The sequence below is a fragment of the Streptomyces sp. NPDC054975 genome (assembly GCF_053609105.1).
The window spans coordinates 163,973-178,783 of record NZ_JBSGWV010000002.1; the positions used below are offsets into that span (position 1 = coordinate 163,973).

The 14,811-nt window shown below is 73.7% G+C and carries 14 protein-coding genes; 4 read left to right on the forward strand and 10 right to left on the reverse strand.

All coding sequences use genetic code 11. The features are described from left to right. Window positions 1-13: 13 nt before the first annotated feature. Window positions 14-1,669, reverse strand: coding sequence for a DNA repair helicase XPB (locus ACWF79_RS03180; RefSeq protein WP_453726315.1), 1,656 nt, complete (start codon window positions 1,667-1,669; stop codon window positions 14-16). 72 nt (window positions 1,670-1,741) lie between these two features. Continuing rightward, on the reverse strand, window positions 1,742-4,405 hold the full coding sequence (locus ACWF79_RS03185; protein WP_453726316.1) for a helicase-associated domain-containing protein: 2,664 nt from the start codon (window positions 4,403-4,405) through the stop codon (window positions 1,742-1,744). A 62-nt stretch (window positions 4,406-4,467) separates the two neighbouring features. On the opposite strand from ACWF79_RS03185, the gene ACWF79_RS03190 reads away from it, so the two are divergent. Continuing rightward, a complete protein-coding gene (locus ACWF79_RS03190; RefSeq protein ID WP_453726317.1) occupies window positions 4,468-5,418 on the forward strand; it encodes a hypothetical protein in 951 nt (316 codons plus the stop codon). 16 nt (window positions 5,419-5,434) lie between these two features. On the opposite strand, the gene ACWF79_RS03195 is transcribed toward ACWF79_RS03190, so the two are convergent. Genes ACWF79_RS03195 through ACWF79_RS03205 form a run of 3 tightly spaced genes read right to left on the reverse strand, consistent with a single transcriptional unit; the run spans window position 5,435 to window position 8,309 of the window. Next, a complete protein-coding gene (locus ACWF79_RS03195; RefSeq protein ID WP_453726318.1) occupies window positions 5,435-6,253 on the reverse strand; it encodes an ABC transporter ATP-binding protein in 819 nt (272 codons plus the stop codon). After that, window positions 6,250-7,308 (reverse strand): FecCD family ABC transporter permease, encoded by a 1,059-nt coding sequence (locus tag ACWF79_RS03200; RefSeq protein WP_453726319.1) that lies wholly within the window; start codon window positions 7,306-7,308, stop codon window positions 6,250-6,252. The genes ACWF79_RS03195 and ACWF79_RS03200 overlap by 4 nt, the downstream gene beginning before the upstream one ends. Then, entirely contained in the window at window positions 7,305-8,309 is a 1,005-nt protein-coding gene (locus ACWF79_RS03205; protein ID WP_453726320.1) for a FecCD family ABC transporter permease, read from the reverse strand. Before ACWF79_RS03205 ends, ACWF79_RS03200 begins: the two co-directional genes overlap by 4 nt. A 92-nt stretch (window positions 8,310-8,401) precedes the next feature. Here ACWF79_RS03205 and ACWF79_RS03210 point away from each other — a divergent pair, with 92 nt between their 5' ends. Continuing rightward, entirely contained in the window at window positions 8,402-9,022 is a 621-nt protein-coding gene (locus tag ACWF79_RS03210; RefSeq protein WP_453726321.1) for an HAD family hydrolase, read from the forward strand. On the opposite strand, the gene ACWF79_RS03215 is transcribed toward ACWF79_RS03210, so the two are convergent. Then, window positions 9,019-9,291 (reverse strand): hypothetical protein, encoded by a 273-nt coding sequence (locus ACWF79_RS03215; protein WP_453726322.1) that lies wholly within the window; start codon window positions 9,289-9,291, stop codon window positions 9,019-9,021. The genes ACWF79_RS03210 and ACWF79_RS03215 overlap by 4 nt on opposite strands. 160 nt (window positions 9,292-9,451) lie before the next feature. Here ACWF79_RS03215 and ACWF79_RS03220 point away from each other — a divergent pair, with 160 nt between their 5' ends. Continuing rightward, window positions 9,452-9,835, forward strand: coding sequence for a cold-shock protein (locus ACWF79_RS03220; protein ID WP_308354918.1), 384 nt, complete (start codon window positions 9,452-9,454; stop codon window positions 9,833-9,835). 12 nt (window positions 9,836-9,847) lie between these two features. On the opposite strand, the gene ACWF79_RS03225 is transcribed toward ACWF79_RS03220, so the two are convergent. The 4 genes from ACWF79_RS03225 to ACWF79_RS03240 form a co-directional block, all read right to left on the reverse strand. Then, window positions 9,848-10,696 (reverse strand): 1,4-dihydroxy-6-naphthoate synthase, encoded by an 849-nt coding sequence (locus tag ACWF79_RS03225; protein WP_453726323.1) that lies wholly within the window; start codon window positions 10,694-10,696, stop codon window positions 9,848-9,850. After that, window positions 10,684-11,442 carry a futalosine hydrolase gene (locus tag ACWF79_RS03230; protein ID WP_453726324.1) on the reverse strand — a complete coding sequence of 253 codons (759 nt, stop codon included), beginning with the start codon at window positions 11,440-11,442 and terminating at the stop codon, window positions 10,684-10,686. Before ACWF79_RS03230 ends, ACWF79_RS03225 begins: the two co-directional genes overlap by 13 nt. A gap of 7 nt (window positions 11,443-11,449) precedes the next feature. Beyond that, on the reverse strand, window positions 11,450-11,929 hold the full coding sequence (locus tag ACWF79_RS03235) for a DUF2771 domain-containing protein (RefSeq protein WP_453726325.1): 480 nt from the start codon (window positions 11,927-11,929) through the stop codon (window positions 11,450-11,452). 107 nt (window positions 11,930-12,036) lie between these two features. Further along, complete coding sequence (locus ACWF79_RS03240; RefSeq protein ID WP_453726326.1) at window positions 12,037-13,428, reverse strand: MFS transporter; 1,392 nt, start codon at window positions 13,426-13,428, stop codon at window positions 12,037-12,039. Between the two features lie 309 nt (window positions 13,429-13,737). Here ACWF79_RS03240 and ACWF79_RS03245 point away from each other — a divergent pair, with 309 nt between their 5' ends. Next, on the forward strand, window positions 13,738-14,658 hold the full coding sequence (locus ACWF79_RS03245) for a DUF3027 domain-containing protein (protein WP_453726327.1): 921 nt from the start codon (window positions 13,738-13,740) through the stop codon (window positions 14,656-14,658). Window positions 14,659-14,811 lie beyond the last annotated feature (153 nt).

Here is a 14,811-nt window from a genome sequence, read left to right on the forward strand (position 1 = left end):
TTCGGACATCCGGTCAGCCGACCGGCTCCTCGCCCGCCATCAGCTCGTCCGCGTCGACGATCCGGTACGCGTACCCCTGCTCGGCCAGGAACCGCTGGCGGTGGGCCGCGAAGTCCTGGTCGATCGTGTCGCGCGCGACGACCGAGTAGAAGTGCGCCTGGTGCCCGTCGGCCTTCGGCCGGAGCACGCGCCCGAGCCGCTGGGCCTCCTCCTGCCGGGAGCCGAACGTGCCGGAGACCTGGATGGCGACCGTGGCCTCGGGCAGGTCGATGGAGAAGTTCGCGACCTTCGAGACGACGAGGACGCTGATCTCGCCGTTGCGGAACGCGTCGAAGAGCTTCTCGCGCTGCGCGTTCGACGTCTCGCCCTTGATGACGGGCGCGTCGAGATGCTCGCCGAGCTCGTCCAGCTGGTCGATGTACTGGCCGATGACGAGGATCTGCTGCCCGGCGAACTTCCGTACGAGCGCCTCGGTCACCTTCCGCTTCGTGGCCGTCGTGGCGCAGAAGCGGTACTTCTCCTCCTGCTCGGCGGTCGCGTACGCGAGCCGCTCGGAGTCGGTGAGGTTGACCCGTACCTCGACGCAGTCGGCGGGCGCGATGTACCCCTGCGCCTCGATCTCCTTCCACGGCGCGTCGAAGCGCTTCGGGCCGATGAGCGAGAAGACGTCGGACTCGCGGCCGTCCTCGCGCACGAGCGTCGCCGTGAGCCCGAGCCGCCGCCGGGCCTGCAGATCGGCGGTGAACTTGAAGACGGGCGCGGGCAGCAGGTGCACCTCGTCGTAGACGATGAGGCCCCAGTCGCGGGAGTCGAAGAGCTCCAGGTGGGGGTAGATCCCCTTCCGCTTGGTCGTCAGCACCTGGTACGTGGCGATGGTGACCGGACGGATCTCCTTCTTCGTACCGCTGTACTCACCGATCTCGTCCTCGGTCAGCGAGGTCCGCTTCACCAGCTCGTGCTTCCACTGCCGCGCGGAGACGGTGTTGGTCACGAGGATCAGCGTGGTGGCCTTGGCCTGCGCCATCGCACCGGCTCCGACCAGCGTCTTGCCGGCGCCGCAGGGCAGCACGACGACACCGGAGCCGCCGTGCCAGAAGCCTTCGACGGCCTGCTTCTGGTACGGGCGCAGGGCCCAGCCGTCCTCGGCGAGCTCGATCGGGTGGGCCTCGCCGTCCACGTACCCGGCGAGGTCCTCGGCCGGCCAGCCCAGCTTCAGCAGGGTCTGCTTGATCTGCCCGCGCTCGGAGGGGTGCACGGCGACGGTGTCCTGGTCGATCCGGGTGCCGACGAGCGGCTGCACCTTCTTCGACCGGAGGATCTCCTCCAGGACGGGCCGGTCGGTGCTGGTCAGGACGAGCCCGTGGGTGGGGTGCTTGGAGAGCGTGAGCCGGCCGTACCGCGCCATCGTCTCGGCGACGTCCACGAGCAGCGCGTGCGGCACGGGGTACCGCGAGAACTCGACGAGCGCGTCGACGACCTGCTCGGCGTCATGCCCGGCGGCCCGGGCGTTCCACAGTCCGAGCGGCGTCACCCGGTACGTGTGGATGTGCTCGGGCGCCCGCTCCAGCTCCGCGAACGGCGCGATGGCCCGTCGGCAGGCCTCGGCCTGCTCGTGGTCGACCTCCAGGAGCAACGTCTTGTCGCTCTGGACGATGAGTGGTCCGTTCACGTACGTACATCCCTTCGCACCAGCCAAACGTCCAGTGTGCCTGACCGGCGGCGAAGGTGCGCCTGAAGCGGGTCAGACCTGGTCGTCCGCCAGTTCCGCGACGCCCGTGATGCGGTGGAGGGGGTAGGTGCGGACCTCGTCGGCCGTGTGGTCGTAGCCCGTGACGAAGCCGCCCTCCACGCGGACGGGGGCGATCACGCGCTGGCTGGCCGCGCCCTCGGCGTTGACATAGCCGATCCAGACGGCCGTGCCGGTCATCGCGGCGGCCTGGACCGTGGCCAGGGTCTCGGCGGGGGAGGTGCGGGGGAGCTCACCGGCGGCCCGGGCCGGGGCCTCCGCGGTCTCGGGGCGCTCCTTGCGGACGGCCGTCGCGGCCAGGTCGCCCGCCCGGATCGCCCGGACCGCTGCGCCGAGCAGGGTCGCGTCCGGGGCGGGCGGGCCCTCGGGGACGGGTGCGGGCGCGGTGCGGGCGCCGGTGCGGTACGCGTCGGCGCGGGTGATCAGGACGTCTCCGGCGGCGGACTCGGCGGCCGGGGCGTACCCCATCGACCGCAGCCCGTCGAGCAGCGCCGCCGGGTCCGTCTGCGCGGCGAGCACCGTCGGCGCGAGGCGGCGCAGCCGCAGCGACGCGGACCGCTTGTCGGCCAGGATCTCGCCGAGGACCGCGTCGTCGTCGCAGCGCACGTACGCGGACGCGGCGCCGATCCGGAGGTGGCCGTGCCTGCGCGCCACGTCGTCGATCAGGTACGAGAGGGGTTGCGGCACCGGCGTACGGGAGTGGGCGGTCAGGAAGTCGTGCAGGTCGGACGCGCTGCGTCCGGCGTCGAGCGCGCGCCGCACCGAACCGGGCGTGAACCGGTAGACGGTCGCACCACCCTTCGACTCCACGTCCGCGAGTACGGAGAGGGTGTCGGCGAGCGGCCGCCGCAGCGGCCCCGGCGCGACCGCGGTGAGGTCGGCCTGGAGAAGGACGTGGTCGACGGCCTCCGGGAGCAGCGGGGCGAGCAGGGTCGCGGCCCGTGAGGCGGCGACGGACAGCTCGACCCCGTGCTCCGCGACCGGCTCAGGGGCCGCCTCGGCGAGGGGCAGGTTGAGCAGCGCCCTCGCGGGCGAGGCGAGGGCGCCGCGCCCGGTGATCCCGAGCATCTCGGCCTCGCCGAGGGTCCAGAGGGCGATCCGGGAGCGCAGATCGGTGGGGGACGGGCCGCCCGTACCGGAGCCGTACGCGGTGCTGGAGCCCGTGGCGGGGCTCGCGCTCGTGGGGCCGGCGCTCGCGCCGGTCCCCGTGCCCGTCGCCGTGCCGGGGCCGGACGGCGGGTTCGAGGCCCTCGCCGGGCCGCCGCCGCGCAACGGCCGCTCCCACCGCAGCCGCGCCAGCAGCGCCTCCGGGGCCGCCGCCGCGCCCGGCGGCAGGGTCGCCTGGAGGGTCAGGACGCGGCGCCGTACCTCCGGGGCCGCGCCTCGGTCGAGGTCCGGGCCGAGGGCCGAGAGCGTGCGGCCCTTGGTGTCCTGTCCGCCGACGAGGCCGGCGGTACGCGTTCCCATGAGCCAGGCCGTGGCGAGGCGGGCCCAGCGCTCGGCGGGCGGCAGGTCGAGCCAGTCGTCGTACGCGGGCGTCGGCGCGTACCGCTCGTCCGCCTCGCCGTCCGAGGCCAGCAGCCCGGCCCCGTAGGCCAGCTCCAGCCAGAACGCCGCGACCGGCTCGGCCACGTCCAGCGCGACGGCGGTCCGCTTGAGGTCCCGTACGGACAGGCCGCCCGCGCGGAGCACGGCGGGGCCGCCCTGGTCCCAGCTCTTCAGCAGCTCCTCGACCGTCGCGAGCGCCGCGTAGGCCTGGCCGGCCGCCGCGTTGTCCACAACCTGGGGGCGGTACTCGCGCAGGACCGTCAGCTCGGGCGGGTGCGGCTCCGGCGAACGGTGCGCCCGGCCGCCGCGCAGATGCAGCGCCGCCTCCCGGGGCAGGACGACCGTACGGGGCGAGGCGGGCAGCAGCAGGCCGCGGTCGCGCAGCCACTGGACGGGCGGGGCGGGGTTGGCCGTCACCTCGCCGTACGGCGGCCCCCACACCAGCCGGTCGAGCACGGCGAGCGCGTCCGGCGGAGCCGTGTCGAGCAGCGCGCCCATCCGGTCCCGGTCGGTGAACAGCTCCGTGAGAGCGGCGACCGCCGAGACCGGGTCGTGGGTCGCGGGCAGCCCGGCGGCGGCGATGATCTCCTGGATCCGGCCCGGCGACATGCCGGCGGTCGCCTCGGAGACGGTCGGCCCGAGGCCGGTCGGGGAGGGGTGCTGCGGGGACGGCGCGAGCAGCTCGCGCGCGGTCCGTACGAGCCGCAGCCGGTCGTCCTCGCCCCAGACCAGGGCCTGTTCGCGCAGCGCCTCCACCGCACGGGGCAGGGCGGCCTCGATGTCCGGGTCGCCGTCGTCGCCGGTGAGGAGGGCGAGGAGGACGGCGTACGGGGCGGGGTCCGGGGCGACGGCGAGCGCCTCGGCGGTCTGGAGGGTGAACCGGTCGAGCCGTTCGAGCGCGCGGACGACGGAGCCGCGGGTGCCGGCGCGGGTGGCGAGCTGGGTCAGGTCGTTCGGTACGGGGGAGAGCAGGTCCGGGCGCGCGCGCAGCAGCGCGGCGAGCCCCTCGTCGCCCCGCGCGCGCAGCGCCTCCGCGAGCGTGCGCGGCGCAGCGGCGGCGTCAGTTCCTCCGGGCACGTACGCCTCCCGATCGAGCTCACCGATCCCCATCCGGACCACGTTAGCCCCTGCGCGGGCGCTAACGTCGGGGCGTACCGGCCGTGGAGGGGACTGTGGGGATCGAGAGCGACCAGTTGGTCTTCGACTATCTGAGCCGGGTGGGGGATCTGGCGCAGCAACGACAGCTGCCGTCGGGGGACCGCATGAAGCTCGTGTCGTCGCTGCGCGGCGAGATCGACCGTCGGCGCGCCACGTTCGGCCAGGAGAGTCCGGCGGCCATACGCGGCATCCTCGACGCGCTGGGCTCCCCGGACGAGGTGGTGGACCGGGCGGCGGGGGGCGCGCCGGCGGCGGAGGTGCCGCGGCAGAGGGGGCGCCTGCGCAGGAAGAGGCCGGTACCGAGGCCGCGCAAGGAATCTGCGGCCGAGGCCTGGCCGACGCCCCCGCACCTGGCGGGTACGGACGAGGTCGGCGCGGCGGACACGGACCCGGACTGGTGGCGGCTGGACGAGGAGGTCGAGGAGTCGCTGCCGGGGGACGAGCTTGTGCCGGGCTTCCGGGGCGGGGTGGAGATCCCGGAGCTGCTGAAGCCGCCGGTGGACGAGGAGGACGAGGAGGCCGGGGGCCCGGAAGCGTCCGAGGAGCAGGCGAGGGAAAGGGCGCCGCTGTGGCGGCGGGTCCTGCGCCGGGGCGGCGGCGACCAGCCGGTGGAGGGAGGTTTCCGCCTGGGCAGCCCCGTCGTCGTGCTGGCGGCGCTCCTCCTGCTCGGCGGCGCGATCTTCGGCAACCTCCTGGCCCTGGCCTTCGGCTGGCTCCTGGCCTACGCCTCGCGCCGCCTCTCCCGTACGGAGACCCGATGGGCGGTCGTCATCCTCCCGGCCCTCGCGGCCACGGGCGGCGCGGTCTGGCTGTGGGGGCGGGTGCAGGGCCGCTGGGGGGACCCGGTCGCGGCGGGCGGCGAGGCGATGGGCGCGGCGCTCTCGGAGACCTGGCCATGGACCCTGAAGGCGGCGGCGCTCGCCTCCGCGGCCTTCCTCCTCTGGCGATCCCGCCGCGCCGCGTAGGACCCCCGCAGCCCCGTCAGGCGCTCCCCTCGTGGGTGGCCACGCGCACTCCCGCCCACGGCGCCCCCGGCACCACCAGAGGTGAGCCCGTCACGGGGTCCGGGACGATCACCGACTCCAGGCCGAAGACGTCGCGGACCAGGTCGGCCGTCACGACCTCCGACGGCGGGCCCGAGGCCACCACCCGGCCGCCCTTCATCGCGACGAGGTGGTCGGCGTACCGCGCCGCCTGGTTCAGGTCGTGGAGGACGACCACGACCGTGCGGCCCCGTGTCACGTTCAGGCGGCGGACCAGGTCGAGGACCTCCACCTGGTGGGCGATGTCCAGGTACGTCGTCGGCTCGTCGAGCAGCAGCAGGTCCGTCTCCTGCGCGAGGGCCATCGCGATCCAGACCCGCTGCCGCTGACCGCCCGACAGCTCGTCCACCGACCGGTCGGCGAGCGCGGCGACGTCCGTGCGCTCCATCGCCTCCAGGACCGCCCGCTCGTCCGCCTCCGACCACTGCTTCCACCACGCCTGGTGCGGCTGGCGCCCCCGCGACACCAGGTCGGCGACCGTGATCGCCTCCGGCGCCACCGGCGTCTGAGGCAGCAGCCCGATCGACTGCGCGATCCGCTTCGTCGGCAGCTTCGCCAGCGACTCCCCGTCCAGCAGCACCGCACCGCCCGCCGGCTTCAGCAGCCGCCCGAGCGCCCGCAGCGTCGTCGACTTCCCGCACGCGTTCGGGCCGACGATCACCGTCACCTTCCCGTCCGGGACGGCGAGGTCCAGCTCCTCCACGACCGTACGGTCCTCGTACGCGAGGGTCAGTGCCCGCGCCGTCAGCCGACTCACGACGTTGTTCCTCCCACGCTTCGGCTCCGGACGATGAGCCAGATCAGGTACGGGGCGCCCACCGCCGCCGTCAGGACGCCCACCGGCAGTTCGGTCGGCGAGAACAGCCGCCTGCCCAGCAGGTCCGCGAGGACCACGACGAACGCCCCCATCAGCGCCGAGCAGAGCAGCGGGATCTGGGCGGTACGGGTCATCCGCCGGGCGATCTGCGGCGCGAGCAGCGCCACGAAGTCCACCGGACCGGCCACCCCCGTCGCCACCGACGCCAGGACCACGCCCACGAGGACGAGCCCGAGCCGGACCCGCCCCAGCGAGACGCCCAGCGCCGTCGCGGTGTCGTCGTCCAACGACACGCTCCGCTGCGCCCGCGCCGCCCACAGGATCGCCGGCAGCAGCGCGATCAGCGTCCAGCGGATCGGCGCCGCCTCGTCCCAGCCCCGCCCGTTGAGCGAGCCGGTCATCCAGATCTGGGCCTGCTGGGCGACCAGGTAGTCGCCCTTGGTCATGAACAGCGTGATCAGCGACCGCAGCGCGATCGCGAACCCGATGCCGATGAGCACGAACCGCGTCGCGTGCAGCCCGCCGCGCCAGGCGAAGACGTACACGAGCGCGGCGGCGGCGATCCCGCCGACGATCGAGAGGTACGGCAGGACGGTGTACGAGGTGAGGCCGAAGGTCATCGCGCCGACCGTCAGCGCCCCCGCGCCCTGGCTGATGCCGATGATGTCGGGGCTGGCGAGCGGGTTGCGGGCGACGGTCTGGATCAGGGCGCCCGCGACCCCGAACGCGGCGCCGACCATCAGTCCGACCGCGAGCCGCGGCATCCGCAGCTCCTCGACGACGAACGCCGAGCGCGAGTCCTGCCCAAGCAGCACCTTCAGGACCTCGCCCGGTGCGACGAACTTCTCGCCGACACAGAGGTACGCGACCGAGACGGACGCCAGCACCAGCACCAGGCCCACGGCCACCACCGCCGAGCGCCGGTGCAGCAGGAACGATCCGCTCCCGGTGCGCACGACTCCGTACCCAGCAGGCCGTACAGACGCCGTCGTCATGCCGGCACCGCCTTCCGCCGCACCAGCGTCACCAGGAACGGCACCCCGATGAGCGCCGTCATCACCCCCGCCGGGACCTCGCCCGGCGGGAAGAGGATCCGGCCGATCACGTCCGACACCAGCAGCATCACGGGGCCCACCAGCGCCGCCATCGGCAGCACCCAGCGGTGGTCGCCGCCCACGATCGCGCGGGCGATGTGCGGCACCGCGAGGCCGACGAACGCCAGCGGGCCGGCCGCCGCCACCGCCGCCCCCGTCAGCACGGTCGCCCCGATCCCGCCCACGATCCGTACCGTCGCGACCCGCTGACCGAGCCCCTTCGCCACGTCCTCGCCGAGCGCGAGCGCGTCCAGGCCTCGGGCCACGGAGACCACCAGCACCGCGCCGACCAGCAGGAACGGCCAGATCTGGCCGACGACCTCGGCGTCCCGGCCGTCCAGCGAGCCGATCTGCCAGAACCGGAACTCGTCGAGCGCCGAAGCCTTCATCGTGAGGATCCCGGTCGTCACCGACAGCAGCAGCGCGTTGATCGCGGCGCCGCCGAGCGCCAGCTTCACCGGCGTCGCCCCGCCCCGCCCGCTCGCCGCGATCGCGTACGCCGCGACCGCCGCCAGGGCCGCGCCCACGAAGCCGAACCACACGTACCCCGTGAGCGTGTGCACCCCCGCGAAGGCGATCGCCATGACCACGCCCACCGAGGCGCCCTGGCTGATGCCGAGGATGCCGGGGTCGGCGATCGGGTTGCGGGTGATGCCCTGCAGGGCCGTACCGGCCAGCGCGAGCGCGGCGCCGACCATCAGGCCGATCAGGGTCCGGGGCACCCGCATCTGACGTACGACCTCGGCGTCGTCGCTCGTCCCGCCGTGCAGCAGCGCGTCGAGGACCGTGGACGGGGCGATGCCCCGGGCGCCCACGGCGAGGCTCAGCAGGATCGCGACGAGAAGGGCGACGACGGCGACGGCGGTGGCCAGAACGCGTCTGGAACGGAGAGCGGCGGTCATCGAGGCCCATCGGAAGGTGCATGGCTGGTTCGGTAAGGCTTGGCTCAGTCTAAGCAGGGGCCTGATTCGAACATGTGGGCACAATGTCCCTCATGACTCCGCCGCGACTCCCGCTCACCGTCGGCTTCGACCTCGACATGACCCTGATCGACTCCCGGCCCGGCATCAAGGCCACGTACCTGGCCTTCTCCGCGCAGGTCGGCGTCCCGATCGACGCCGACCTCGCCGTCTCCCGCCTCGGCCCGCCGCTGGAGCACGAGCTCGCGCACTGGTTCCCGGCGGCGGAGGTCGCGGAGCGGGTCACCCAGTACCGCGCGCTCTACCCGACGTACGCGATCGAGCCCTCGCTCGCGCTGCCCGGCGCCAGGGATGCGATTCAAGCCGTTCAGGAGGCCGGCGGCCGGACGATCGTCGTCACCGCCAAGAACGAGCCGCACGCCAAGCTGCACCTCTCCCACCTCGGCATCGACCCCGACGCCGTCATCGGCGGACTCTGGGCCGAGGGCAAGGCGGAGGCCCTGCGCGAGCACGGCGCGGGCGTGTACGTCGGCGACCACACAGGCGACGTACGCGGCGCCGCGCACGCGGGCGCCCTGTCGGTGGCCGTGACGACCGGACCGTGCGACGAGGAAGAGCTCCGCGCGGCGGGCGCGGACGTCGTCCTGCGGGACCTGACGGAGTTCCGTGCCTGGTGGGAGGCGTACCGGGGCTAGTTCCCGCCGACCGTCACGGTCTTCGCCTGGCGGCGCTGGGCGGCGATCGAGCGCAGCACACCGGCACCCGCGACCAGGAAACCGACGCCCATCAGCATGCAGACGCCGTACGCGATCGGCGGGAACGGGTCGGTGCCGAGGAAGAGCGGCGCGACCGTGACGAGCGTGGCCACCGCGCCGATGATGAAGACGATCGCACCGGCCCGGACGAGACCGTCACCCGGAGCGCTGTCGTCGACCGGCGCGGCCGAAGGGGTTTCACTACGCATTCGGCCAGGGTAGTTCCCAGGCGCCAGGAACAGACCGGCGACGTCTTGTCACCAGCCCGAAGCCCATTAGCCTTGGTGCGGCAGGTCACGCGACCTGCTGTATTGCTCTCCAGAGCCGGATTCCCGGCGCATTCCATCGAGTACGAGGACGAGGACAGACGTGCCTACCGGCAAGGTCAAGTGGTTCAACAGCGAGAAGGGCTTCGGCTTTCTCTCCCGGGACGACGGCGGCGACGTCTTCGTCCACTCGTCGGTGCTCCCTGCCGGAGTCGACGCCCTCAAGCCGGGGCAGCGCGTGGAGTTCGGGGTGGTCGCGGGCCAGCGCGGTGACCAGGCGCTCTCCGTGACGGTCCTCGACCCGACCCCGTCCGTCGCCGCGGCGCAGCGCCGTAAGCCCGACGAACTGGCGTCCATCGTGCAGGACCTGACGACGCTCCTGGAGAACATCACGCCGATGCTGGAGCGCGGCCGTTACCCCGACAAGGCGCAGGGCGCGAAGATCGCGGGCCTGCTGCGGGCGGTCGCGGACCAGCTCGACGTATAAGCCCGACGAGGCTTACGGGAACGACAGCGCGTCCGGGCCGAGGGGCGGTACCAGCCCCTCGGCCGCCGCGCGTGTGAGCAGTCCGCGCACGGCCGCGTAGCCGGCCTCGCCGAGATCGGCCGTGAACTCGTTGACGTAGAGACCGATGTGCTGATCGGCCACCTTCGGGTCCATCTCCTGTGCGTGCTCACGTACGTACGGCCGCGAGACCTCCGGGTCGTCCCAGGCCATCCGGACCGACGTACGGGCCGCTTCGGCGATGCTCCGCAGCACCGCCGGGCCGAGCGAGCGGCGGGCGACGATCGCGCCGAGCGGGATCGGGAGGCCGGTGGTGTCCTCCCAGTGGGCGCCCATGTCGGCGAGGGCGTGCAGATCGTAGTTCTGGTAGGTGAAGCGGGCCTCGTGGATGACGAGCCCCGCGTCGACCTTCCCGTCCCGCACGGCGGGCATGATCTCGTGGAACGGCATGACGACGACGTTCCCGACGCCTCCCGGGACGACGTCGGCCGCCCACAGCCGGAAGAGCAGGTACGCGGTCGAGCGCTCGCTCGGCACCGCGACCGTCTTCCCGGTGAGGTCCACGCCGGGCTCCCGCGTGAGCACCAGGGGGCCGCAGCCGCGCCCCAGCGCGCCGCCGCAGGGCAGCAGGGCGTACTCGTCGAGGACCCAGGGCAGGACGGCGTACGAGACCTTCAGGACGTCGTACTCGGCCGTGCCGTGCTCCGCCCAGCCGTTGGTGAGGTCGATGTCGGCGAACGTCACGTCGAGGCGGGGCGCGCCGGGGACGCGGTCGTGGGCCCAGGCGTCGAAGACGAAGGTGTCGTTCGGGCAGGGCGAGTACGCGATCTTCAGTTTTCGCACGTCGGCTCCACGAGGACGGAGTGGCTGAGCAGCTGGAACGTGGACCGCAGCGCGTCCAGGGCCTCGCCGATGCGCCAGGCGGCGCGGTCGCGGGGGCCGACGGCGTTGGAGACGGCCCGGATCTCGACCACGGGTACGCCGTGGGCGGCGGCGGCCTCGGCGACGCCGAAGCCCTCCATGGCCTCGGCGGCGGCGCCGGGGTGCCTGGCCGCCAGCTCGGCGGCGCGCTCGGCGGTGCCGGTGACGGTGGAGACGGTGAGGACGGGCGCGACGGTGTGGGCCTGTCGGCCGAGGCCGCGGGAGACCCGCAGGGTCAGCCGGCTGTCCACGCGGTGGACGGACCGGCCGAAGCCGAGTTCCTCGACGGTCAGATAGCCGTCGGGGGTCTGGGCGCCGAGGTCGGCGGAGACGATCGCGTCGGAGACGACGACGGAGCCGATCGGCGCGTGGGGCTGGAAGCCGCCGGCGATCCCGGCGGAGACGACGAGGCCGTAGGGGGCGCTCGCCCGCGCGAGGGCGGTGGCGGTCGCGGCGGCGGCGGAGGCGGGCCCGACGCCACCGACGAGCAGGTCGACGTGCCCGCCGGGGAGCGCGATCCCGGCCCCCTGACCCGGACCGTGGCTTTTGTCGTGACCGTCACGGCCGAGGTGGTCGTGCCGGCCGTCGTGGCCGTCGTGGCGAAGGCCGCGTGCGACGGAGTCCGCCTCCGCCGCCACGGCCGTCACGATCAGGGTCCGGAAGGTCACCGGAGGATCAGGAGTCCTTCTTCAGCTCGAAGTGCCAGATGCCGGTCAGCTTCTTGCCGTCGTTCTCGACGATGGTGATCTGGGTCTGGTTGGTCGCCTCGCCGGTCTGCGAGGAGAAGAAGGCGCTGGCCGGGATGGTCCGGTAGGTCTTCTTGTACGGCTCCGGCTCGGCGTTCTGGCCACCGAGGAAGATGGTCCAGCCCTTCTCGGCGATCTCGGGGTCGACGCCGAAGCGGATCTTGTCGTCCGCGGCGACCGTGAGGGACTTCTCGGCCTTCTTGTTGAGGCACTGCTGGATCTGCGACTCCTTGATGGCGTCGCCGTCGTTGTAGCAGGCGGCCTCGGAGTGGATGGACTCGGTCCCGACCGTCAGGGTCGCGAGCGGAGTCGGCTTGTCGCCGCAGGCGGTGAGGACGAGGAGCCCGGCGGAGACGGCCCCGAGGGCGGCGGCCCGGCGGCGCGAGCCGGTGAAGAACGCAACGGTCATGGCCCGAAGGCTATCGGGCGCACGGAACTCCGCCACGCGGGGGTGCGGCGCGCCGCGTTTTCCCCTCACGGGCGTGGCCCGTCCGCGCCCACCTCCGGCGCGGGGCGCTACGCCCCCGTGGTCTCCGCCTTGCGCCGGGTCTCCGCCCGGGCCGCGCCCACGAGGCCCCGGACCGCGAGGAGCGCGCCGAGGCCGAGGATGCCCGCGGCGACCGACATGCCCATGGGGCCGCTCAGCGGCAGCGAGATGCCGATCGCGCCGCCCACCACCCAGGCCATCTGCAGCAGCGTCTCCGAACGGGCGAAGGCCGACGTCCGTACGACCTCCGGCACGTCCCGCTGGATCAGCGCGTCCAGCGACAGCTTCGACAGGGCCTGCGTCAGGCCCGCCACCGCCCCGAGCACCGCCACCATCAGCCCGCCGAAGAACACCGCCGCCAGGACCGCCGCCCCGCACACCGTGGTGATCATCGTGGCGATGATCACCTCGGGAGCGTGGCCGCGTTCCTTCAGGAGCGAGCCGACCGCCGTCCCGCACGCGTTCCCGACGCCCGCCGCCACCGCCACCATCGCCAGCGACACGGCCGCGCTCTGCCCCGACAGCGGATGCTCGCGCAGCAGGAACGCCAGGAAGAAGATCAGGAACCCGGAGAGCATCCGCTGCGCCGCGTTCGCCTGGAGCCCGTGCAGCACCGAGGGCCCCACCGTCCGCAGGCTCGGCTTCTTCTCGCCGTGGGTCAGCAGGTGCACCCGCCGCTCGCCCTTCGCGGAGTCGACCTTGTGCGGCATCCGGAACGCCCAGTACCCGCCCAGCAGGAAGAGCGCGCACGCCCCGTACAGCGGGTACGGCGGCCCGATCTGCTGGAGCCCCGCACCGATCGGCGCCGCGATCCCGGTCGCGAGGAGGCCCGCGAGGGTGACCCGGGAGTTGGCCTTGACCAGCGAGAAGCCGGGCGGAAGCAGCCGTGGCACGACCGCGCTGCGGACGACCCCGTACGCCTTCGACGCCACCAGCACGCCCAGCGCCGCCGGGTACAGCTCCAGGCCGCCGGTGGCCACCGCGCCCGACATCGTGATCGCGAGGACCGCCCGGGTCCACATCGCCGCGGCCATCGCCGCGCGCCGCCCGTGCGGCAGGCGGTCCAGGAGCGGGCCGACCACCGGGGCCAGCAGGGTGAACGGGAGCATCGTGATGCCCAGGTACAGCGCCACCCGGCCACGCGCCTCGTCCGTCGGTACGGAGAAGAACACCGTGGAGGCGAGCGCGACCGTGATCATGACGTCGCCGGCGCCGTTCACGGCGTGCAGCTCGATCAGTTTCCCGAGGCCCGACTCGCCCGCGCCGTGCGCGTGCGTCGCCTTGCGGATGCCGCGGGCCGTGCCCGTGAACGGCAGATGCAGGGCGCGCCCCACCGTCCGGCCCGCTCGGCGGAGCGGCCCGGCAGGATCGTGGGATCGTGCGGACGACCGTGCGGCTGCCACTCCGTCATAGTGCCCCACGCCCCTGACTTGTGAACCGTGGCACGGCGGGCCGCCGGTCCACGATCCGGGCCACTTGGGGCGGGCAGGTGGGCGGCGGGCGGCGGAGGGGGTAGCGTGCGTAGCGCGCCACCGGCGGAAGATCTCGGCCGCGCGCCTCTTCGGCATCCCGCAGAATGGATGACGATAGGTGTGCCCGAGAGACGCGAGACATGTCGGGCGCGGACGTCGATGCGGCCCCCTGGTCCGCTCCGCCCGCCGCCCGGGGCTTTTCGCTCCCGCTCCTCGGCCGGCGCACCCGTGAGACGGCGTAGGAGAGAAGCGAGACCTGTGAGTGCTGCGACGACGCGAAGCCGTACCCCGCGTACCCCGCGTACCCCCGACCGCCTGTGCGCCGAGGCGGTAGACCTGGCGAGGGCGGCCGCCGAGGAGGCTGCCGCGCCCGGGATCGTCGGCGCCCATGTGGAGGCCGTCGCCGACGGCGACCGGGTCGTCACGCACTTCTTCGAGTGCAAGGAGCCCGGCTACCGCGGCTGGCGCTGGGCCGTGACGGTCACCCGCGCCTCCCGGGCCAAGAACGTCACCCTCGACGAAACCGTCCTGCTGCCCGGCTCCGACGCCCTCCTGGCCCCCGAGTGGGTGCCGTGGAGCGAGCGGCTGCGGCCGGGTGACATGGGGCCGGGGGACCTGCTGCCGACGGAGCAGGACGACCTCAGGCTGGAGCCCGGATACACCGGCGAGGACGCGCCGCCGCCGAACTCCGCGGTCTCGGAGGAGATGGCGGACCACCTCGACGCGGAGGACGCCGAGATCGTCTCCCGTACGCCGTCCCGGGGCGCGATCGCCTCGGTCGCCGAGGAACTCGGCATGCGGCGCGCGCGGGTGCTGTCGCGGTACGGGCTGCATGTGGCGGCGGACCGCTGGGACGAGTCGTTCGGGGCGAAGACCCCGATGGCACAGGCCGCACCGGCCTCGTGCGAGTCGTGCGCCTTCCTGGTGCCGCTGGCGGGCTCCCTGAAGCAGGCGTTCGGCGTCTGCGCGAACGAGTTCTCGCCGGCGGACGGGCGCGTGGTGTCCCTCGCGTACGGCTGCGGCGGCCACTCGGAGGCCGCGATCATGCCGAAGCCTCCGCGCCCGGCGCCGCCGGTCCTGGACTCTGTGGGCGCGGACGCCTTCCCGCTCCGCCCGGCGAAGGACTCGGGCTCGACGACGGAACCGGACGGCACGTCGGAAGACCTGGGCCACTCGTAGGCGGGGGGTTGGACCCTCCGTTGTGGGCAGTCGTTCCGCTCGAGCAGGGCGGACCCCCATCGCCCTGCGGGACGTTTGCCCACACGGGGGTGGGGCGACGCCGAGGGCCGGCGGGGCGCGGTACCTTCGGGCACCCGGCATCTATCCCGCCCG